This window comes from Dyadobacter sp. CECT 9275, from assembly GCF_907164905.1.
Taxonomy (GTDB): domain Bacteria; phylum Bacteroidota; class Bacteroidia; order Cytophagales; family Spirosomataceae; genus Dyadobacter; species Dyadobacter helix.
Genome location: NZ_CAJRAF010000001.1, coordinates 1,073,069 through 1,094,678, shown reverse-complemented (window position 1 = coordinate 1,094,678; position 21,610 = coordinate 1,073,069). Strand labels below are relative to the sequence as shown.

The 21,610-nt window shown below is 44.8% G+C and carries 25 protein-coding genes; 20 read left to right on the top strand and 5 right to left on the bottom strand.

The annotated features are described in order from the left end of the window. Positions 1-87 precede the first annotated feature (87 nt). Both KOE27_RS04525 and KOE27_RS04520 read right to left on the bottom strand, forming a co-directional pair. The gene (locus tag KOE27_RS04525) at positions 88-462 is read right to left on the bottom strand and encodes a hypothetical protein (RefSeq protein WP_215237645.1); all 375 of its coding nucleotides are present in this window, start codon (positions 460-462) and stop codon (positions 88-90) included. 189 nt (positions 463-651) lie between these two features. Further along, on the bottom strand, positions 652-1,089 hold the full coding sequence (locus tag KOE27_RS04520) for a hypothetical protein (RefSeq protein ID WP_215237644.1): 438 nt from the start codon (positions 1,087-1,089) through the stop codon (positions 652-654). Positions 1,090-1,387: 298 nt separating this feature from the next. Here KOE27_RS04520 and KOE27_RS04515 point away from each other — a divergent pair, with 298 nt between their 5' ends. From KOE27_RS04515 to KOE27_RS04475, 9 genes are all read left to right on the top strand, one after another. Next, a complete protein-coding gene (locus KOE27_RS04515; protein ID WP_215237643.1) occupies positions 1,388-1,636 on the top strand; it encodes a hypothetical protein in 249 nt (82 codons plus the stop codon). Then, positions 1,636-1,803, top strand: coding sequence for a hypothetical protein (locus tag KOE27_RS04510; RefSeq protein WP_215237642.1), 168 nt, complete (start codon positions 1,636-1,638; stop codon positions 1,801-1,803). The genes KOE27_RS04515 and KOE27_RS04510 overlap by 1 nt, the downstream gene beginning before the upstream one ends. Before the next feature lie 115 nt (positions 1,804-1,918). Further along, positions 1,919-2,176 (top strand): hypothetical protein, encoded by a 258-nt coding sequence (locus KOE27_RS04505; protein WP_215237641.1) that lies wholly within the window; start codon positions 1,919-1,921, stop codon positions 2,174-2,176. Between the two features lie 171 nt (positions 2,177-2,347). Further along, positions 2,348-3,823, top strand: a complete 1,476-nt coding sequence (locus KOE27_RS04500) for a hypothetical protein (protein WP_215237640.1) — start codon at positions 2,348-2,350, stop codon at positions 3,821-3,823. 41 nt (positions 3,824-3,864) lie between these two features. Continuing rightward, positions 3,865-4,203 carry a hypothetical protein gene (locus tag KOE27_RS04495; RefSeq protein ID WP_215237639.1) on the top strand — a complete coding sequence of 113 codons (339 nt, stop codon included), beginning with the start codon at positions 3,865-3,867 and terminating at the stop codon, positions 4,201-4,203. Further along, on the top strand, positions 4,173-4,550 hold the full coding sequence (locus KOE27_RS04490) for a hypothetical protein (protein ID WP_215237638.1): 378 nt from the start codon (positions 4,173-4,175) through the stop codon (positions 4,548-4,550). The genes KOE27_RS04495 and KOE27_RS04490 overlap by 31 nt, the downstream gene beginning before the upstream one ends. A 7-nt stretch (positions 4,551-4,557) precedes the next feature. Further along, positions 4,558-4,788, top strand: a complete 231-nt coding sequence (locus KOE27_RS04485; protein ID WP_215237637.1) for a hypothetical protein — start codon at positions 4,558-4,560, stop codon at positions 4,786-4,788. 90 nt (positions 4,789-4,878) lie between these two features. After that, positions 4,879-5,058 (top strand): hypothetical protein, encoded by a 180-nt coding sequence (locus KOE27_RS04480; RefSeq protein ID WP_215237636.1) that lies wholly within the window; start codon positions 4,879-4,881, stop codon positions 5,056-5,058. A 221-nt stretch (positions 5,059-5,279) separates the two neighbouring features. After that, the gene (locus KOE27_RS04475; RefSeq protein WP_215237635.1) at positions 5,280-6,407 is read left to right on the top strand and encodes a DNA cytosine methyltransferase; all 1,128 of its coding nucleotides are present in this window, start codon (positions 5,280-5,282) and stop codon (positions 6,405-6,407) included. Here KOE27_RS04475 and KOE27_RS04470 read toward each other — a convergent pair. Then, positions 6,404-7,414, bottom strand: a complete 1,011-nt coding sequence (locus KOE27_RS04470) for an O-methyltransferase (protein WP_215237634.1) — start codon at positions 7,412-7,414, stop codon at positions 6,404-6,406. The two genes, KOE27_RS04475 and KOE27_RS04470, sit on opposite strands and share 4 nt — an antisense overlap. After that, the gene (locus KOE27_RS04465; protein WP_215237633.1) at positions 7,411-8,814 is read right to left on the bottom strand and encodes an ATP-binding protein; all 1,404 of its coding nucleotides are present in this window, start codon (positions 8,812-8,814) and stop codon (positions 7,411-7,413) included. Before KOE27_RS04465 ends, KOE27_RS04470 begins: the two co-directional genes overlap by 4 nt. Positions 8,815-9,085: 271 nt before the next feature. On the opposite strand from KOE27_RS04465, the gene KOE27_RS04460 reads away from it, so the two are divergent. From KOE27_RS04460 to KOE27_RS04420, 9 genes are all read left to right on the top strand, one after another. After that, entirely contained in the window at positions 9,086-9,406 is a 321-nt protein-coding gene (locus KOE27_RS04460) for a hypothetical protein (RefSeq protein WP_229252639.1), read from the top strand. Next, positions 9,390-10,679 carry a hypothetical protein gene (locus tag KOE27_RS04455; RefSeq protein WP_215237632.1) on the top strand — a complete coding sequence of 430 codons (1,290 nt, stop codon included), beginning with the start codon at positions 9,390-9,392 and terminating at the stop codon, positions 10,677-10,679. The genes KOE27_RS04460 and KOE27_RS04455 overlap by 17 nt, the downstream gene beginning before the upstream one ends. Next, complete coding sequence (locus KOE27_RS04450) at positions 10,676-11,617, top strand: DUF6712 family protein (protein WP_215237631.1); 942 nt, start codon at positions 10,676-10,678, stop codon at positions 11,615-11,617. The genes KOE27_RS04455 and KOE27_RS04450 overlap by 4 nt, the downstream gene beginning before the upstream one ends. Next, on the top strand, positions 11,614-13,866 hold the full coding sequence (locus KOE27_RS04445) for a hypothetical protein (RefSeq protein ID WP_215237630.1): 2,253 nt from the start codon (positions 11,614-11,616) through the stop codon (positions 13,864-13,866). The genes KOE27_RS04450 and KOE27_RS04445 overlap by 4 nt, the downstream gene beginning before the upstream one ends. A 174-nt stretch (positions 13,867-14,040) precedes the next feature. Beyond that, positions 14,041-14,397: a hypothetical protein gene (locus KOE27_RS04440; protein ID WP_215237629.1), complete on the top strand. Its 357-nt coding sequence runs from the start codon at positions 14,041-14,043 to the stop codon at positions 14,395-14,397. Between the two features lie 4 nt (positions 14,398-14,401). After that, complete coding sequence (locus KOE27_RS04435) at positions 14,402-14,872, top strand: bacteriophage holin (protein WP_215237628.1); 471 nt, start codon at positions 14,402-14,404, stop codon at positions 14,870-14,872. A gap of 1 nt (position 14,873) precedes the next feature. Next, the gene (locus KOE27_RS04430) at positions 14,874-15,332 is read left to right on the top strand and encodes a DUF5675 family protein (protein ID WP_215237627.1); all 459 of its coding nucleotides are present in this window, start codon (positions 14,874-14,876) and stop codon (positions 15,330-15,332) included. Continuing rightward, positions 15,329-16,195, top strand: coding sequence for a hypothetical protein (locus KOE27_RS04425; protein WP_215237626.1), 867 nt, complete (start codon positions 15,329-15,331; stop codon positions 16,193-16,195). The genes KOE27_RS04430 and KOE27_RS04425 overlap by 4 nt, the downstream gene beginning before the upstream one ends. Further along, the gene (locus KOE27_RS04420; RefSeq protein ID WP_215237625.1) at positions 16,182-16,655 is read left to right on the top strand and encodes a hypothetical protein; all 474 of its coding nucleotides are present in this window, start codon (positions 16,182-16,184) and stop codon (positions 16,653-16,655) included. The genes KOE27_RS04425 and KOE27_RS04420 overlap by 14 nt, the downstream gene beginning before the upstream one ends. A 6-nt stretch (positions 16,656-16,661) precedes the next feature. Here KOE27_RS04420 and KOE27_RS04415 read toward each other — a convergent pair whose 3' ends face one another. After that, positions 16,662-17,930: an esterase/lipase family protein gene (locus KOE27_RS04415; RefSeq protein WP_215237624.1), complete on the bottom strand. Its 1,269-nt coding sequence runs from the start codon at positions 17,928-17,930 to the stop codon at positions 16,662-16,664. 79 nt (positions 17,931-18,009) lie between these two features. Between KOE27_RS04415 and KOE27_RS04410 the strand changes: the two genes are divergently transcribed. After that, positions 18,010-20,037 carry a DUF5977 domain-containing protein gene (locus KOE27_RS04410; RefSeq protein ID WP_215237623.1) on the top strand — a complete coding sequence of 676 codons (2,028 nt, stop codon included), beginning with the start codon at positions 18,010-18,012 and terminating at the stop codon, positions 20,035-20,037. After that, entirely contained in the window at positions 20,034-21,425 is a 1,392-nt protein-coding gene (locus KOE27_RS04405) for a hypothetical protein (RefSeq protein ID WP_215237622.1), read from the top strand. Before KOE27_RS04410 ends, KOE27_RS04405 begins: the two co-directional genes overlap by 4 nt. Positions 21,426-21,610 lie beyond the last annotated feature (185 nt).

The window sequence follows — 21,610 nt, the reverse complement described above, 5'->3', positions numbered from 1 at the left end:
TCGCATTAACCTGTGGCAAGATAGACAAGAAAAGAGCTGACAATAGACACCGTTGCGCTCCATCATAATTGTTCAATAAGATGAATGTCAGAAAATTCTACTGCACTTGCCAATAGTAAATTTCTCCTCTACATACTTGCGGTTGTATCCGAAAAAAAGGTAGTATGGTCCGAGTAATTTGCTCCCGATTGGCGATAAACCGGGCCGAGTTGTTGAACCATTTATAAAGTAATGTCCGCTTTCAGGCAATTGATTAATTTCCGCGATCAGCCTAACAGCCTCAGCCATGCGCGCCTTTTTGGTTTGAAAAGAAGTGGGAATGTTAACGCGCTTCCTGACCAGATCTCCGACCGACTCATCATACGCATAATATTCAACGTACCATTCCTTCGTCAAATCTCCTCCACGATCCCGCAGCACAGCGCGTTTAAACGGCCTATCGCTGCTCTGGTCCTTTGTCATTTTGTTAGCGTGTGTGTTTCTTCTTACGCGTCTTTGTCCCGGCAATTGTCCCGAATACAAAAAATGCCCCTCCAATTGCTTGGAAGGGCATTTTGCAGAGAGAGAGGTACCCGAAATTCTGCCTTTAAATAGTTGGTTTTGACCATGTTTTGCCATTGCAAAACTGGGACGTAACCGATCCCGTAACCGTTAAGCTCTTTCTTCCATTTCCGGAAGCAAAGGAATAACGCGGGCGGTCATCAATTTGATTACGTCCTCAGACTTTCCCAGTAGAACATCAATAGTCCGTTGCATACCTTCAAGCTGCTTATCTTTTACCTTGAGTTGCTCCGCCAAAGAACGAAATTGTTCTTCTAAGTTGGCCAAATGTTGTAAAAGGTAGTTATCATCCTTCGATGCCTCTGCATTTGTTTTCATAGCATTTTTCCATCTTTCCAAAATCTCGGACTTATCTATTTTAAGAGCATTAGCCCACCTCACAATTTCACCATCGGACAACTCGGATTTTGAATAACTCTGATATACAGCCTGCCTGGTTACTCCCAAACTTATAGCAACGTCCTGCGCTTTAATTCTTTTTTCGTCAATGATCTGTTTGAGGACCACCCCTATCGGAATTTTTAGCATATAGTTAAATATTAGTTTACAATTCAAAAGTTTTATACTGTCATATTATTACAAATATTAACATTTGTAATGTAAACTTCAAGAATTTGCTTCAATTTTTCTATGATCTAGCCGCATTTTAGAAGGTTTTGTATCCACCCAACTATCCCATAAATAACAAAAATTAAGTTAAGTAACTAGTTATCAAATCATTATTGATCACTTTAAAATATTTTACAATTATTACTTGTCTTTTGTATAGTAATCTCTTTACATTTGAATCGTAATTAAAATTGCGAACGATATTGTAACCCACCACATGAACATTGTAAGTAACAAAAACAGGACCCCTTTGGGCGAGGTGCTATTTGCTCAGTCGGAGTGGCGAAGGATGAAAATTAAGGCAGATCTCTTGGCTCTCGGATTGAGCGAAGGGAGATGGAGAGGCATCCACGAACGTGTTGAAGCTCATCTGCTGCCTGCTTACGTCCGCGACGTGATCGTTAAAGAACTCCCGCAGACCGCCCCGCTTTTTGAACACCCTAAACTTAAATGTGAATTAGTCTGATGACTCCATCCAAAACCCTCACAACTGTAATCGGCCTGGTTCTCTCGGGTGAAAAAATCGCCGAATGGTGTGGTGAAAACACCAACCTGATCCTGGCCTGCTCGCTGGTGACCGTATTTCTTTTTGTTTCACGCAGCATCGTGCTGGCCAATCAGAAAAAACCATGATTTATTTCTTCGCTTATTACCTCGTACTGTGCGTTTTGCTGTTGCTTTGGGGCTCAAAAGTTACTTCTGATCCCAGTTCAGGCGAAATTATCTCTGAGGAAGAACTTTTGAATCTATGAATCTGAGCTGGAACTATGGCTGGGTGGATGCCAGTGAGCATCTGCACTTTTATGGCCGCTGGCGCTACGAGCCCACACTGGATGGCACCCCCAAACCTTATGCTGAAACCCTGGCCTATATCATGCGGCCAACACCTGGCCAATGGCGGGTCATGCTTCACCAAGGGGAGAAAGTGACCGAATTTAACCCCGGTGAGCGGATCACTTCCAGAATGGCAGCAGTAGTGGCAGTAGAAAATTACTTTGCGGGATAGAGCAGCGGTAGCTCGGTGGGTCTAATCCACAGGACGGCAGTTCGATTCTGCCTCCCGCCACAGGGTAGGGACTGAAACCTTCCAGGTTCTCTGATACCGTGATCGGGGTAGCTCCCGGCACGGGTAAGAGGATATTTTATCAAACGTATAACTTTTACCGTGTAAGCATTTATGCTGCCAAGAATTGAAGCCTCACAGGTCATGAGGCGGGCCACCCAGGCTTTTGATGCACACAATGACGCTTGTCCATCCGTTTCACATAAACGCAGGTGTGCGAATGGTGAGATGCTGATCACCCGCAGACAGGGGATTATTCCCGAAGCGGTCACCACTACCTTTCACACGTTGCTGACAGAGTACATCCACAATTACAACCGTACCCGCGAAATCCTACCGATGGAATTCCACGATGTAGCTAACCCTCCGGCGCTGCGTACGAATGCGATCCGGGTGGCGAAATATGCCCGCTGTACAGACCGGACGGTACGTAACCACATCATCCGACTGCGTGAACTGGGCTTTATCCAGACCAAATTCCACGGCTCCAAACGTGATTTTGAACTGTGGATAGCTGCTCCATATCTGTATGGTGAAGCCGGGACTGAAAACGCTGAAAACAGCCTTAAAATGGCCCTGGAGGGCGATCAACGGAAAATTTTTCCGCATACCAGTACCCACATAGAGATTTCAGAAAAAGAAAAAGGGAGAGCGGATATGTTAATTATGCACAGAGAGAGCATTCAGGGACAGAGGGGTGAGACCGAAACCAAAGAGCAAGGTCTCAATGCTGCTGCTTGTGATCACAGAGAGAAGATTCCGGCGGCGGGCGGCGGCGAAAGCCGGGCCGAAGTCGCAGCTGCTAACCATCAAAAACGCATTGAAAAGGCCACGGCCATGCTGGAAGCTAGAAAACCAAAAGGGCCAAAAGGACTGCAGTCTAATTTCCTGTATATGCTCATGGAATTCTGGCTCTATGCCTGGAAGGTCGTTTATCCAAACCGTGAATTCAGCAAAGAGCAGCAGGAAAAAGCACTGGCAGCTATTTCAGCCGGAGTGTTTGAAAACTTCCAGGGTGATTGGACTGAAAAACAGTGGCATGACTACTTTCAGGTCCAAATGTCCAAACTTGATAAAGCAGGCCGCTATTATGATATGCATCCGGATGCTTACCGGCCAGATCCCTATGCGGTCCATATTCCTGGAAAGGGTTATTTTGACGCAGCAAACATGAAAGGCTTTATTGGCATAGATGCCTGGATGAAAAAGGATGCCATCCGTCACGCCAGGCACCGGCAGGATTATGCAGACAAACAGGAAGCAAAACTAAAACGCTGTGAGGCGTTGTTGCGTACCGCACGACGCGACTTTGAAAAACTACGGCTCAATGAAAAGCCAAGAAAGGAGGTATCCGGCAAAGACCAGCTCGCACTCTTTCAATATTACAGCGTCATATTTGCCGGACAGGGAAAGAAGTGGCAGGACATCTTCTGCAAACAGTATCTGGAACAACAAGCCAGGAGTTTTCAGGCCCCCGCTTATATGCAGCCGCGTAAAAAACGAGCACTGGCCGGAGAGATCAGCAAAGAAACCATCGTGTATGTAGAAGAATTCATGCAGGGCGATGGCCGGGGTTACTATTCTTATTAATGGTTACAAGAACTTGAATTATTCCTTTTAAACCAATCCTTATGAAATCAAGAAGAAGTTTTGAGCCCAACAGAAAACAAGGGCTGAGTCCTGAAAGAGCGGCACTGCAGAAGCAAATGGCCAGCTGTTTTATGATACTCAAATTCCATGATGGAAACACCTGGGGAAAATGGAGCAATGAGCATGCACAGCCTAACAAGATTATGACCATCAGCGATGGCATTAATGAAATGTTGCGTGTGTTTGAGAAGTACTTTCGTGGTTCTACATTCTCTGGGGCCATCTTTGACACCCGTCAGCATAAGAAGCTGGGAGCCTTCAACAAGATCTACCAGTTTGAAAAGGGCGTATGGACCATGGTACAGCCCTTCGAATGGTGAGTCTGGTACCTGTCGTAAAAATTAAGCTGGGCAAATTTGAAGTGCTCACCATTCTCCGGATCCTGGGAGAGGCGTTGCAAATAGCCCAAAAGGAAAACGTCAGAGTTGAGACCTTGATCCTGGCTGAATTTTATCTGAGCTGGTACAAACGTTCGCTCAGTTATGAGCTGCCAGGCCACCAGCATCAGATCAAACAGCAGACTATCCCACTTTCAGTGGCCAGGGTATTACATTACCGGCTGCGCTTTGAGCCTGCTACTGCTCACACGCAGTCCATCCTTAGTAATCTGGATCAAATCCTTGTCAACATGGGCCGAAGGCCGGATTATCCTATCACCATTAACTAAAAACATTATGGGAAGTATTGTATCGCATATTTATGATATGATCAAGGAGTATGGATCACTTGAAAATTATCAGGCTGCACTTAAAGAAGCCAGCGAAAATAAACCGGTAGCGCCAGATTTTTCCGAGGATCGGCCCGCAGATGCTGGCAAAAGCTCAAATACAACGCTAAATGAAGCATCCGAATGGTCCAACTTCAGGCTACGCCTGGATTTCTATTCTTCTTTTACAATAGCATAAAGCTTCTTCGCACGACCTGAGAATTTAATAATGGATATATTCCAATTATTGGAATATATCCATTACTTTTGAATTGTAAATATCTTAGTTATGGAAAACTTCTTTTATAAAATTGTTGCTCCGGATATGGTATGGCTACACTATTACGATGAGTACAAAACCAAACATTTCCGCGAACTACTTGGCAAAGAGGCGCGTGAATTCATAGAGAGCATGCAGAGCTTTGCGAAGGATCTCGCTAATATGTTAGATGAGGAAGGTGATGAGTGAGGCGGCATTTTGAAGATCAGAGTACGAGCAGTATAAAATCCTCCTTTATTGACTTGTGACCAAGTGCAGTTAACACCTGGTACTATAAATGAAACGATTTGATATAAAGATCCTTGGCCAAATTTATTGCACAAGAATTTAATTTCTTTAAAATGTAAATATCGGTTACATATTAAATTTTGATTATTTTAGTCTAACTTTGGAAAAAAGTTCCTCTATTAATGTCCAGTTCCCCAATTGTTGTTGATTTATTTGCAGGAGTTGGTGGCTTAAGTCTAGGTGCCTCCAGGGCGGGTTTTCATGTAAAATCTGCTTTTGAGATAGATAGTAAAGCTATTGCAAGCCACGTAAAAAATTTCCCTTCAAGTATTCACTCGGACATTGACATTGGGAAATTAACTGGTAAAGATATCTTTGACATTTCTGCTATTCCAACGAATGCCTTAGATGGCTTGATTGGTGGTCCACCGTGCCAAGGATTTAGTTATATTGGTAAGAGAGTTTTGTCTGACATGAGAAATGATCTCTTTTGCCACTTTTTCAGGCTTGTTAAAGAAACTAAGCCCAAATTTTTTGTAGTGGAAAACGTCCCTGGCATTTTAGACAAACGTTATGATGAATTAAGAGGTACAGCTTTTAATTTGGTACTTGATGACTATCAAATAATTGGCCCTCTTAAAGTTACGGCCAGTGATTATGGAGCCCCAACCATTCGAACTAGAATATTTTATGTAGGATATGACCAAAAGAGATTCTCTAAAAGCTTATCATCCAGTGATTTTCATCCGCATCCTGAGGTTGAAATAGTCAACGTAGAAACTGGACTTATGGGGCTACCAACCCAAATTAGTCCCAACTGGCAAACGGAAGAATTGGGTTGGAGAAAAATTGAGATGCAAAAAATAAAAAATGATTTTTTTGGCTCTAGGCTGTTCGACAAAATTCCATCAAATGTTGGAAATTTGGAAGCAATTAGGCGATTGGAAAGCAATCACGAAGTGTCAGGATTTTTAGGTACTGTTCATTCTCAAGAAATAGAAAAAAGATACAGAGATTTAAAATTTGGAGAACAAGATAAAATATCAAAATCCACAAAGCTTAACCCCAAAGGTTTCTGCCCAACGTTAAGAGCCGGGACTGGGAGCGATAAAGGTAGTTTCCAAGCCGTTAGACCCATCCATTATCTTCATCCACGTGTTATCTCTCCTCGCGAAGCCGCAAGACTACAAGGGTTTCCAGATTGGTTTACTTTTCATCCGACGAAATGGCATAGTTTCCGTCAAATTGGCAATAGTGTAAGCCCAATAGTCGCAGAACAAATACTCAAAGTTATTTTTGATAGACTTTAGGACACCACTTTATGATAAGATGGATAGTATCTATAATATTTTTGATAGCTGTCAAGAATCTGATCGTGAATTTTCTTCTTTTGGTCAAAATAAAATCCAAGGACAGCTTGTAATTCCCCTATATCCTGATTCGGAATTTTTTGATCTAACGTATATTTCTCCTTCGCTGTTAATGCTGGGACTTGAATTAATTTTGTAGTCCCCCATACTGTTGAAGCAAGATCCCATTTATCTATTCCTGTTGCTTTTAAAAACTCAGTAATTTCAGTATGATTAATGACAATCCCAGTTACAGTCAGCATTTGGTGCTCTGAGTCACCGTAATAAAAAGAGGTAAGCGGCTGAAATCTTAAATTGTTATCGACAGTAGTAATAATTTGAGACGCAGCAATATCAAGAGCTCTGTTTAAAACTGCTGGATACTGATCTTTCGTCATTTGATTAGCTACCAAATTGTTGGGGAGAAAACTACCAATTCTTTCGTTTAACTTTTCCAAGCGATTAGAGTATAATTCCGCAGATGTATAGTTTGATCCATCTATTTTTCTTTGGGAGCCGTCAAACAGAGAAGACGGATTTGCATTTAAAGTAATTTTTATTACATCATATAACCTGCTTTTCGACAGCAAAGATTGGAATTCAGTAAATTGCCTCAATTGGTCACTTGCAGAAGCATAATCAAGCCAAATAATGTTTGACTCATTACTATCCAATCTATCAGTTATGAACTGCCCGCTTGTGCAATTCTCTGTTCTGATGCAAGCATGAGGAAGATTAAACTTCTGTCGCTCAAAGACATTCGGATCTTCTTCAATTGAAATCATTTTGGTGTTGGCAAAATGAGTATGAATTAGTTTAAAATCCTCAAAATAAGGGCCGCCAAAACTAATGTAGCAATAATCAGAGATGGGAAGATACCTGTTTAACTTTGCTAACAATTCTATAAATAGTTGTCGTTCCACCGCCTTATTTGGGCGTAGATGATACCAAACATACCCCCCGCTCATTGCTCCAACTGATTTAAAATACTATCAAAACATTTTACTCCTACCTCAGAAGGCTTAACTCTTTGTTCTTCATCAAAAAAATAATTTTTCACCCTTTCTATTTCGCTTTTCTTTTTAAAAAATCTAATTGACTGCATCGGATCAGAGTTTACTTCTGGAGGTCGTCTCAACGGCAGATCTAACTTATATTCATTATCACTCCCTCTAACACGATTCCAAGCATCATTACGTTCAGTTTTCGCAAGAGATATTATATCTTTCGGGATTGCATTTTCGACAAATTCTTTTTGTTCTTTGTTAAATGGTTTCCAATAATTAGTATAATCAGTGAATTTTTTTAGACCATCCCTCATAAAGTTTTTTACCTTCAAATAAATAGTCGAAGATCCATCCACACCTCTTTTTGTTGTCGTAAGGGGAAGATTACTAGCATGGTTGGATTCAAAAAATACAATTCCAAATATCCCAATGAATTGAGTATGATATGATGGGACGTTCGCTTCTCCCCAACCTGTAAGTATAGTTTTATCGTTATATAAGACAACTCTATCATTACAAACTATTGTCCAACCAGCATCTTCTGTTGACCTCCTTGTTTTTGCTTCTTCTTCGAGTTCATCGGAATCGATCATTGGTTTATAAAAGCCAACAACCAAATAAACATTAACACTATTAATAGTGCCTTGGTACATGTAGGGAGTAATTGAATTTCTAATCAATTGACCATCAGAAGATATTAAAAGTGAAACATCCTTAGGATTGATCTCAATCTCGTTGACGAATATTTTAAATCCCTTTTTTATAATAAAACTGAAATGCTGAGCGATTGTCGCAGGAAGAGACGTGTAAACAGGCATATTTGCATCAAAGTATTCCTTAATATTTATAGGAAAATCTTCTATTTTAATATGCGTACCAACAATATTACCGATATTGTCAATATTGTTTAACCCCAAATTCCAATTATCGTCAGAAGACATCCACACTGGATCTATAGTGACCTCAAACGCATCATTTTTTGTGTAAGATTTTACAGTGCAAGATCTTCCTAATTTAAAAATAGCCCGTTTCATACCTATACCATACATACCAACAGTAGGTAAGTCTTCATCCCGATCCTTTTTAGGACGCCCCATCATAAACGCGTAATTAATCGCCACATCTTTGGGTATACCCCCACAGTTATCCTGAATCTCAAATGATTGGTTATCAAAATTAATCCTTGCGTAATAACCCTCATATGGTGTTTGAGATGGACTGTTCCTATCAATTGTCCGCAAAATTCCATCCACACAATTATCCAGCAAGTCAAGAATAGCGTCTTGAACTTCAATGTCTCTAGTAAGCATTTCAACAAAAAATCTTTTCGTCGGACTTGCTTTTACGGTATCATCATTCATCTTTTTTTTATGAGGGTATATCGTTGCAAAATACTTTAATTTACAGTTGAAAAGTTACAAATGCATTGAACAATTATAACTATTTATAAACATGCCTCCAAATTTTTATACAAATTCGTATGTTTCAAGTCCTAGCTCACCTAGTCAATAATCAATAAAACTTACAATTCATATAAATAAAATTAGTGTCTTTTACCTGTGCTGTAACCATTTCCCGTCCTTTCCCACCCCCCCTCCCTCCCCCCATCTTCGCTAAAACAACCAGCGAAGCATGTCTGTCAAACAAGTAATTAAACGTAAAGTAGCCATGGCCTGGCTGCGTTCTGATGACGCTCAGGGGAATCCGTCTGTTCATTCGGTCAAATACCGGCGTCTGGATGGGAGCATCGGTTATAAAAAAAGGGTTTCCAAGAGCTTTAAGAATCTGCCGGGGGAATCTGGTTTCAGAGGTAATCTGAACACCAACAACGAGTTCCTGTTAGTCAACCACGAGAAAGCAAACCAGCCTTTCAGAATCAAGATCGATCTGCTTATAGAAGTGGACGGACACATTATTGACCATACGAACGGGGAATATGCTGCAACTAGGTAGTAATCTTTGGCTTTTAAATGAAGGTAAACCGACCGCATCGGTACTTCAAATGTCTGGTGGTGGTGGTATCGATACCAGCTTTGGCACCAGCCTGTGGCCCCAGTTTGATTCTTTGGATCATATCCGCTGGGGAATCGGCGACAATCAACCCAACCTGATGCGAAAGGTCATCCACAGAAACAGCATCGTTCGTCCGCTTCTGGAATCCTTACGGGATATGATATACGGCAGCGGGATTGGTTTCTTTAAAAGGACGACGGGCGCGGATGGAAAACCACAGCTGATCCCCTACACGGACACCCGCCTGGAAGAATGGAGCGAGGCCACCGAGCTGTCCGATTATTTCATTTCGGCCATCAACCAGCGGATTGACAACGCCAATATTTTCACCCGCTGGCAGTGGGATCCGGTTGCTAACTGGTTTACCTTTTCGGTTTCTGATTCGTTTGTTACCCGTATCGGCAATATTACCGGTAAAAGTGCCGAGTACCATGTGAACCCTTACTTTGGCCACATGAGCTACTTTCAGCCGACTGAAACCGAAAGGCTCAAAGCCTTTAACCGGCTGGATATCGACTACAACAAAGCCCGTACGGTTACCATCAGCCACGCCAAAGAGAACATTGCCGGACAACCCCACTACGCTTTTCCAAGCTGGTGGTGTGCCCAGGATGCCATTGAGCTGGCAAATCTGATCCTAGCCTTTCATAAAAACGGGATCCTGAATGGCTATAACATCAAATACCTGATCCGTATGCCGCAGGATTATTTCGACCGGGAAGGCAACCGCAATGCTGATGCCAAGGATGTGAAAGCGCGCTGGAGCAACTTTTCGGATAACCTTTCCAAGTGGCTGGCCGGTCAGGAGAATGTCAACAAAACCATGCTCATTAAGTATTTAAGGGGCAGTGACGGCAAGATGCTCGACAATGTGGACGTTGTACCTCTTAAAAACGAGATGTCCGATGACGCTTACGACAAAGTTTGGAAGAACTCCAATCAGTCGATAGCCAACTCAATTGGTATACTGCCTACCTTGGCGGGTGTGAATCCTGGTCAGGGAAACGATAGCGGCAGTCAGATCCGGGTGATGGCAGACTTTCAAAGTGAGTACAGAACACCGATCCACCGGTATCTGACACTTAAACCGATCAATCAGAACCTAAGGATCATGGGGTACCGGGATGTAGTGGCCGCTGTCAAAGGTGTGCAGCTGACCACACTGGACACGGATCCGAACGGAAAACAAGCAAGCTTAAACACAGGACAATGATGCTGGTAACACTTGAAACCCTCAAAAAACACATCGGCGGTATTCAGACCAAACTCAGCTTTGATACTGTGCTGCCATTTGTCAGGACCGCTGAGCGTGACTTTAAAAGAAACATCGGCGCTGAGCTTTATGATTTTCTGGGAACTGACACCAGTGAGCTGCGCGAGTGCGCCGAAGGCTGCATCTGCTGGACGGCCTATGATATGGCCCTGCCACACCTGAAACAGCGGGTGGGTGATCTGGGTATGGCTAAAAACTCACCGGCCAATACCATCGCCATCACCAAATGGGAGTATGTCGATACCCGCGAGGCCAACATGGCCATGGCGGATCTGTTCTTTGAATCCTTCTGGCTAACCCTGGAAGAAACCCGGCCACAGGTCTGGACAGATTCAGAATCCTACAAAATCAGGCGAAGCCTGTTTCTGAGAAGCGCGGACGAGCTGGGCAGTTATGTGCCGCTGGTGGGAAGAAATCGCCGTTTCTTTGGTGAGTTGGTTAAATTCATCCAGCGTGCTGAAAGTCTGTATATCGCAGACAGTATCACCGAGCCTGTACTTGAAAAACTTAAAACCCGCTATCAGGACAGCAGTATTACTTTAAGTACTGTTGAAAACACATTGATTGAAAAGATCCGCTTTGCTTTGGCTTACCTGACGCTACATGAAGCTTACCCATACCTGCCTCTTTTGGTGGATCATGAAGGCGTTCGGCAGATCCGAAAGAAAGACGGGATCCGTGAGGAAGACATTGCCGATAAATCCTACCGGCAGGCCCAGCGCCGCCAGCTGTGGCAGGATGCACAGCTTTACCTGGCCCAGCTCAGAAAGTTTATGGACCAAAACGCATCAGCAGTCCAGTTTCCCGAATATTACACCGCCAATTTGATTGAAGACGAAGCGGAAGATTACACACACAAACCACATATCCTGTTATGAAAAAACTGCTTTTATTCGCGCTGCTTTCTGTGCGGCACTTAACGGCCAGCGCACAGATCACCGTCCAGGTGCCGATCCCGGATACACTGGTGGGAAAGAATTATCTAAAAACTTACGTCCGTCAGGCACTGGCCGAGCTGGGTAGTACTACTCAGGATCCGGACTTAAACCTTTCACCCTGCGAGGCCGGGCCGGAGCTTAAAGCAGTTTCCAGCATAACACCAGTTTCTTTGATTGCCACTTTTCATGGGGTCAAAGTCTTTAAGATTGCCTGGAAGATCAAAGATGCTTCGGGCAAAACGGTCCGCTCAGGTGAGCTCGAGCCGCAGAATAGTACACCAGGCATCTCATTTGCATCATTACCTGCCGGATCTTATACACTGGTTTTTACAGGAAAAAGCTGCTCGTCCGCTCCCAGTGAAAAGGGTTTTGGGGTACCCGCTTCAACCGGATCTATCGATCCTGTTTCTTCCGGACTAACGCATAAAGTGATCACCCGAGGTTTGCCCGAGCACATGGATATCCGTTTTTCAGGTAAACCAGGTGATTGGATCCTTGATGATATGGCCACACCAGGCTTGGAAGAAGGTTATGAATTCCGCTACATGATCAATGCCGAGCTTTTAACCCAGGGTGTGCCGCTTGCTGGCTATAAACTGCAAAGTAACGGACCGCTCCGGATCTGGAAAATGAAGACGCGTGTGGGGCTGGAAACGGTCAACAAATGGTCAGACAAGGATAATACCTACTACTATTCCACCACTGCCGGAACCCCGTTTAGTTATAACAGCTCGGCGGCTATTTACACCAGCGTTTTCACCGGCACAGACGCAGGCCGAAAAACCGGTTTTTTGAATTTTATTCCGCAAGCCTATAACCCGTCTGTGCAAAACACCCAATGGGCGGATTTTGCTCCAGATATGCAGCTGCCGAAGGATCACTTCTGGATTGCCTCAATAGGCGAGTGGAACATTGATCTTTTGAGACGAAAAGGTGTTACCCACTTCTCACACTTTCAGCTGCCCTGGAATGACGCGGATGGAAACAAAGAAGTTAACCTGCTGAAAGATGCCGGGCAGACTTACAATGATGTGCCGCGTACCGAGCACTTTTTGCATTTGCCCGAAAGTGGACCCGACAACTGGAAAGACGGCTACAATACAAAATACTGGCCTAATGGCCCGCTGACACCTGAACAGGCCATCCAGAAAGCCAACGAGGCTGATATATCAGACGCTATCTGGATTGGGGAAAGTCTGGAAGGTAACTCTGTCATGCCACAGGAAGCCGATATGTGGCGGCATTTTTACAAAAGGCTGCGTGAGCGCTACGAAGAGCGGTTTGGAAAGCGCGGTATCCCGTACCTGATCTGCCATAATTACTTTCAGTTCTGGCCGGAATCTGTAAATCTGGCTACTGGCAGACAAGCCGCCAAAGACCTCATGCGTCTGCCGGTGGATCAACTGCCGTCCAAGAATTTTACACCGGGCGGCACGCTGGCCAGTACAAACCTTATCGTTGATGCTGTTTATTTGAATGCGCCTGACATCCAAAACGATGCTATTTACCAAAGCCTGTTTAAAATGGAGCTCATCAAAAAGATGGGCTACAAGGCAGGGATTTTCTTGTTCGGGGTTCACGAATGGCGGCCTAATAATTTTTACGAGTACGTTTATCCGAACGGCAAATACTACCAGCAGGACAAAATCCCGCTGGATCCTAATGTGATGATTGCTTACAGTTTTCTGAGCCAGATCTATGGGAGTATTTATGTGGAATGGGGAGCGCCTGGCAAACAAAGCAGTCGCAGTTTTTACCCGCAGTGGAGCAATGGCATTTGGTATCCTAACGGTGCCAGTAGTCCGCAGGGCGGTTTTCCGCATTTTGCCAAACCTGGTCAGAAGGCATACGCTGGCTACACCGGCAGCGCGGATCTGTCCTATTTCGGTATCAAGCTTTATCATGATACCTTCGCGAAGGTTGACGGCGGAGAAAAAAGGTATCTACGTTTTAGGATCGATGACGGGGCTTGGATCAATCCCGCTCTGGATTTTGCTGATGAGATCGTCGATGCGTATCATGACAAGCGTGGCTTCGTACTTTCGCAAAGTAAAGACGGCAAAACAGCCTGGTTTTATCTGAACAGTTTTGCTGATAACCGCTCACACCGGATCCAGGTGGAGCTGCCCGGTGGAAGCATCATCACTGACACCGTATCTGCAAACGGAATCCACGCCACTATCCAATGAAAAAAATACTGATCATTTGCCTGGTGGTGATACTCGCTGCCCTGGCCGCGCTGTGGCTTTTTCAAAGCAAGAACACCGTATTAACATCAAAAACAGCAAGTTTCAACTACTCAGACAGTCTCGCACACTATCAAAAACAGGCCCGGCAACATGCTGATTCGGTTGCTTACTACCATGAACAGATCCAAATATCTCAAACGGCTTATGACAGCCTTTTGCCTGGCAGCCCCGGCTTTGACAGCTTACGGGCAGCTTACAGACGAAATCTTGAAAGACAGATTCAATCAGGCGGTACTCGATAGCGCAGTGCGTTATGAGCTGCTTAAACCGCTGACGGCAAACCTTCAAAAACAAAGTCTGCACCTTCAAAAAGAAAACCATGCGCTCAGCATGCAGGTGCAGATCATGTCCTTTCGGCTCAGCACTCTGCAAAACATCTTTGCTCAACAGCTCACCGCTGAGAGGCGCAAACGGCGGCTGATCATTTTAATCGGAGCCTCAGCTGTAACAAGTATTCTATTAATCAGGTAACAAGATGAAAAACACTTTTCAAACCGTGTTGGCCAGCATGACTGACAAACATTTTCTGACGCTGTCGGCTGCTTTTGCCGGATTTAAAACAGTGCTGGACACTTACTTTTTTTCGGACTGGCAGTTTGTGCTTTTTCTGATCATCATGATCATGGTTGATACCGCTTTGGGTACTTACCGCGCCTGGAAGAAAAAGAACCTGGAATCAAGGGCCTGGGCCAGGCTCTTTGAAAAGCTGCTGCTCTATGGGGCGGTGCTGATCATGTCCCACGTACTGATCCGTTTTCCCATATCAGGCAGCGCCACAGGTCTTTTTGACTGGGTCGATGATGTGCTTTACTGCGCGATCATGGTCCGTGAAGCGCTGAGCATCTTTGAGAATGTGGGGGAGATCAAACCGGATCTGTTGCCCGCCTGGATTCTGGCCAGGCTCAAAAAGTTTGATGAATCCGGGCAGTTTAAAGATTTAATGTAACATGCAGATCATCATCACCCGCCGCTGGTTAGGCGAGAACTCCACGCTGAGCACCGTCACCATAGACGGCAAACCGCATCATTTTATTTTGGAAGACAAAGACAGGGGTTTGCGCCCGGATATGTCAGCGGATGAAATCAAAGCGCTAAAAGTACCTGGCAAAACAGCGATTCCGACAGGATCCTACCAGGTGCTGATCACCTATTCCAACCGTTTTAAAAGAAGCCTTCCGATACTCAAAGACGTTCCGGGTTTTTCCGGGATCCGGATTCATGCGGGAAACCAGCACATCCATACCGAAGGGTGTCTTTTGCCGGGCCGCACCTGGTGGCCCGATGGAAACGAGTTTGTAGTGGGCAATAGCCGCAGGGCCAGTGAGCAGCTGCAGACAGCCATCACCGAAGCGATCAGCCAGGGGCAAACCGTCTGGCTGACTGTTCAAACCGATTACCCGGTATGAAAAAGATCACGCTCAACCGAAAAATCTATCAACTGCCAGAGAACTGGACTGAGGTCAGCAGACAGGATCTGCCCGTGCTTTTACGCCTGCTTTACACCCAACCGCCTGGTGGAAGTACCTATCTGGAAATACTAAGGATTGCGCTGGGTCACACAGAAAAAGAATGGTTTAAGCTCATGCGCCATTACTTTGGCCCCAAACGAAGTGAGAGCCAGGTCAACCGGAATGCAAACATACTCGCAGAAACCATGAACCTGGTCAGCTGGATGTGGCAGGCAGATCTAACCATACCACCTTTTGAGAGTTTTCAGGTCAATGGCCAGCCCTGGCTGCTTTTTGAGGAAGGTTTTAAATCCATGAGTTTTGGCGAGATGGCAGATGCACACATACACGCGCAGGCTTTTATCAAACAGCTTATAGCGGGTGAGCAGCGTCTGAATCTTTTGGTGGCCAGTGTCTGCAGGCCGGAGCTTTCGGGTGAATACAAAAGTGATCCTGACTGGAACGGGGACAGAAGAGAACCTTATAACGAGCACATAACCCGCCTGCGGGCTGAGTCCCTTACTGACAATTATGCAGCTGAAAAGATCCTGGTGCTCATGTATTTTCTGGGCAGTTTGAAAGAGTTCTTTTCCTTTTATGATCTCTTTGAAAATGACGGATCAGCCCCGCCCGTAGCCGAAGATTACCCAGGGCAAAGCCTGGTTAAAAACCAGCACCTGCTTTCTGAAAAACACATCTTTGGCGGAATGAGTGCCACCAAAGCCGCCAACGTACACGAAGTTTTCCAGTTTTTAGAAGAGCACAGAAAAGACATCAAAGCACAGAACCAGCGAAACAAACAAGCCCATGAATCCTACTGACCACATATTTTGGCCTTATCTTTTGCCCATTTTGCAAGAGCAGAAAACCCGTAACGGTATCGTCTACATTCAAATGTCGGATGCCAACGGCATGGACCGGCTGATGGGTGACAGCCGCAGTGAAGACGTTTATCCGGGCATTTACGTGCTCCGTCCCAAATACGCGGGGCAGCTCATTGACAACCACCTGATGCTGGCAAAGTTTGATCTGACCCTTTTTGTGTTTGTCCAGGGCCGTCCAGATGATTATGAGTCAGAGGATCTGGCCTATCAGCATGCGGAAACCGTTGTATCCGAAATCGTCAAACACTTGCAGCATGACCGCTTTGAATACCGCAACTACCTGGAATTTGACAGTATCCGCATCGAGCCGGTGATCTATTCCACCGGGGTTGATGCGGCTTATGGGTATGAGCTGAAATTGAAGCTGGGGCTGGCGGGGAATGAGGCGTTTTGTTGAATTTGGTTATTTAGATTCATTACCATCTTTCGGTGGTTCCAAAATCCATCCAGTTATCGAATTCAAAATTTCTTTATCTAAGTATACTTCACTATGTAATAATTCGAGTTTTAGCCAGCGCTTTACTGCACCAATGAATCCATGCCTGTTGATATACTTTTTAACACTAAATGTCCTCTTTTGAGCATAAGGATGAACATCTGCAACCTCTACATTCTCGTATGTTAAGTAAAGTATATCCGAAAAACTCCCTGTTCCATACCCCAAATGATGATACTTACTAAAAAGACTAAATACTGATCCAATAAGCAAAAATACGACACTCGCTAAACCATTTATTAAATTAAGGAATGCATTTGCTTCTCTTATCGTTTTTTCTCGGCTTTGAGAAAAAAAGCGATAATTTCCATGCTTAATTGCGAATATAAAATAATAAGGACCCAGTATTAGAAAAATAGCTAAGATACCAACTGTAACAAATCCCGTATACAATATAAATAGGCCGATTATAACAGATATGCCAATTGTCAGGTTGTAAAATAAATTCGACTCTCTCTTTACGAGTTCTGTGGCAAGAGGAAAAGGATTCGAAATTAATTGAACGAATTTTAGCAGTATACGAGCCTCGTCCAAGTCATAACTTATTGACAAGACAGGAATTAACTGTTTATAGGCATGATTTTGGTTTATCAACATTGTGGCAATCCTGAGATACATCTTTGCATTCTTTTTGGAAATTTTCTCCTTGAACGAGCCCCAGTAGCCTATATACAATGCCCCTGAAAAAATTACCACGATAAAAAAAAGAAGCAAATTTGATGAGCTATTTGGGGTATTCACAAAAAGTGAAGCAATTAATAAAGCAAGGATTAAGGTGAATATAAGTAGTTCATAAACCTCCAATATTAATTTCGAATCCTCAGTAGATCGCTTCCTAATCTTTATAAATGGTGTTGCCAGATATACAATTTTGTGAATTTTATCCTTTAACGTTTCATCGGATAATGCATATCTGATAATATTGCCACCATGACTATGTGCGATTAGAATAATTTTTCGATCGGGATATAGATTCGAAAGCTCTTCTATTTTCTCTGCAAGTCTGATTCCCGACTTATATCTATCCGAAATTGAATTCTTACCTGACCAATCGAAAGGAGAAATAACGGCATCTCCTAAATTTTCCTTTAAATGACTGCAAAAATCGGAAGGCTCACGTATAAATTTTGAATTCTGGTCGAAGGTGCCGTGAATATTAATTACGGTGTAAGACATTGTTCTAAAAAATTGGGGAGCATAATAAGTCCTTCCAAGTTATCAAAAATCCACAAATTTTTGCATAAAAACCTATTATATGATCGACCCACCCGCCACCAACCTATCCTTTCTGCCTTTAAAATTCAGCAGAAACAAGCTTTCTCATACCATTGAAGCCGCTGATCCGGCTCTGAGCAGCCGGGTGGGACTCAAATATTACCTGTCACTCTTTGTTCCTGAATTTGCTTTTAGCTCTAATTACCAGGAGCTGCATACCTCCGAAGGCCGCGAGGTTCCTGTCAGCTCTCAGAGTGGTGTACAGGTCTTTGCTGGTGCTGAGTTTCGTTATAATACGGGCCGCAACGGAAAGATTGACGGACTGCTGTCGTATCTCAAACCCCGCTGGCAGCAGAAAACCATGAGCCTGTCGCTATCTCAGACCACTTCTTATTACCTGCGGGAAGCCATTTCAGGTGGAGAGCCCGCGGTGGATGTTTCTTTGGATCTTGCCAAAACCTATGCGATCAAAGCCGGTCTTTCCAATGAAGACTTTTACGCTTATGGAGATAACTTCTTTAAAGGTTGGCAGGCTGAAAACCGCCAGTTTTTGAGCTGGCAACCTGATTATAAAACGGTATCCTATACCCAGGAAGAATACCTGTATTTCCTTTTGAACTTTACACCCATGCCCACAGAGGTATGTCTGCGAATGAGGTGTCTTTATGCAGATGGCTCCTTTTCTGATCCGGTTACGGTTTTGAGCCTTTCTGATCCGCTGCTTTGTTCGGTCGTCTGCTGTCCGGTGGGTGCTTCTGCTTTGCAGGTCGATCCTTTGGCGGTTTCTTATGAGGTGTGGCTTTGTAATGAAAATGGATGGCGGTTTTCTGCTACCCGTACCTACCAGATCGACCGCAGTTATCAGCTTGCAGACCGCTGTATACTCTTTGTCAACAGCCTGGGCGGCTGGGATACCTTGCGGCTTTTGGGCGAAGGCTCTCGCACTTTGAAAGTAGCCCAGACGGTAGCAGAAGTAGAACGGACCGCCTCGGCCAACACCGATTTCTCGGAGCTCAAAATCATCAGCATTGAGGGAGAGTATGAGATCCAGGTCAGTACCGGCTATTTCAGAAGGGATGCTGCTCACTACCTGCGTTACCTGGATGAGCTGCTGCTATCAGACGAAATGTATCTGATCACAGACAAAGGACACCGCCCATTACAGCTTACTACCAACACGCTGGTAGATACCTTGGATAATGCGGATCTGATCGCCCGTAGTTTCAGCTTCCGGATCCTGGATACGGTGGAAAACTACTCGGAGCTACCAGCCTCTGAGCCTACCTCTCAGCGTGCCACCCGCTGGCGGGGACTAACTTTGAAACATGTGCTGGATGGCTACGGCAAACGTACCGGTAAGCTCGTTTTTGAAAGACTCGAAAAGGTATATCTGGATGATAACAGCCTGGTAAAACCTTACACCGTCAAAGCAAACGTTCAGGGTGATCCGGATTACCAGCCGCCCATCAGTGACGGCTCAATCATCGCTGGATCCACGCCTTATCCCAATGTACGGATCGAGCGCCTGGGCAGTTTTAAGCGAAGTAATTGTGAGGCGGGATATTTAGGTGGAGAAGCAACGGTGATTGTGCCAGCCGGGAAATACGGCGGTGAAGTACCAGGAAGCTCGGATGCTTTGGCAGAAGCTGAATTTGCCAGTCTGAATAACCAGAGCTACGCCAATGAGTTTGGAAGTTGCGCGGTCAACAATGTGCCGGTTTATGTAGCGCTTTTCCATAAAATCCCCATGGAGCTAAGTCAGAAGGTGATCGGCTCGTCTGATTACGGTCCTGTGGTGGATATCCGCATCAGCGGCAGTGAGATCATAACCAACACCACCGGAAGCAGTCCGCCAGTGGTACGCATCAGTGAAAGCACCGTCATTCCAGGCACCTTCAATATTCTTTGTGAGGTGGAATACACCGGTAGTCCCAACCGGGCTTGTAAACTCCGGATCCCTTCCAAAAGCAGGGAAATCACCGTGAGCAGCGCCGGATTTTATCTTTTCGACAATGTGCAGGTTTACAGCACCGATGCACCTTTAACCATTGAAGTAACCAACCTATGATCCGATTAAACGGCCAGCAGGTGCTGGTAGTAGCCAAAGAAAGTGTCAAGTACAGTCTTATTAACCCGCACTTGCTTTATGACAGCATACCCAGCTCCCAGGCCCAGATACCAACCTTCCCGGCTGTGCGAGAAAACCGGGCGGTCTTTGATTATTATGATGAACCGCAGGCAGGAAATTACCTGCCTGAGCTGCTCTACCAGCACTTTCACAACGGGGATCTGATCCGGGAAGGCTATTTCCTTTTGACAGAAGCATCCCTGGAAAACGGCTACAAAGGGGCTTATTCCGACAAGCTGGGTCTTTTCTTTGGTCAGTACCAGAACACCAACATCCGCGAAATGGATTTTGGAAGTATACCCAAAACACTACCTTTATCCCCCTTGAATCAGCTGGAAGGAAAGGATGCTTACTGTTACCCCACGATCCTGAATGATTTCTTTTACGGGCCAAATGGTGCCGGAATCGGGTATTCAGGAAAAATTAATGATTATGCAGTATCCTACACCGCTGGTCCGAAAGTACCCATGTTCTTTGCCGGCTGGGTACTACAAAAGCTGGCGGCTATTACCGGGATCCGGGTATCAGGCAGTTTTTTTACGCATCCTGTTTGGAGCAAACTGATTTTGTTTAATCTGAAAGAAGCAGAGTCAGAGAGCATCACCATAGCCCACCATTTACCGCCTTTAACGGTCACTGAGTTTATTTTAGAACTTCGTAAAATTGCCAACCTGAAATTTGAATTCAATGCTGTGGAGCGCTCTTTGAAGATCGATTTCTGGGATGATTCACTTTTACAACCCACCCAAAGAAACTGGACTGCCAAAGCCGTGAAAGGCGAGATCAAAACCCCTGAGACCAACACCCGCATGCAGCTGACCATGCAGATGGATGGAAACGATGGCATGACCAAAGACAAACCGGCTTTCTTTGCTGATTTTGTCTCAGAGGAAACGGAAGGCAACAGAAACGGCATCGCCCAGGTGAACATGAAGTTTTCATCGCTGGCCGTTGATGAGTCCACCGGTCTACCCATCTGCAAACAGGAAGGGCAAAGCAGCCAGTTTGGGCAGCAGGCCAAACCCTTTTCACCGCGCCTTCTTTTCTGGCATGGCATCACAGATGGTTTGCCGATAGCCTTGCCGGGACTTTCCGGAATCACACTCTCACCAGCCGGATTGGCGGAAACCTGCTGGAAAGAAACCATTGCGCTGAGAAAACGCATGTTCTACCTCCAAAAGCAGTTTATCCTCAATGAAGCGGATCTGGCAAAGCTGGACTTCTCACAGAAATATCACTGTGAAGGTGTGGATTACTTGTTAGCCCAGGTAAATGTGGGCGTGCCGGTCAAGGAGGTGGCGGAGTGTTTGTTGGTGGGTGGGGGGTAGGATTCAGAATCCCATACCTTTCATATTCCATTTTTCCAGATAGCTATTACGTACAAGATTATCACTAATACCAAATACGGGATAGAAAAGAATATCAAAGTATATAAAGCCCATCCGGAGTTAATGTAACGGTCTATTTCAAGAAAGTAAACGAGTAATATGTAAGTAGCCAAAGGCAATACGGT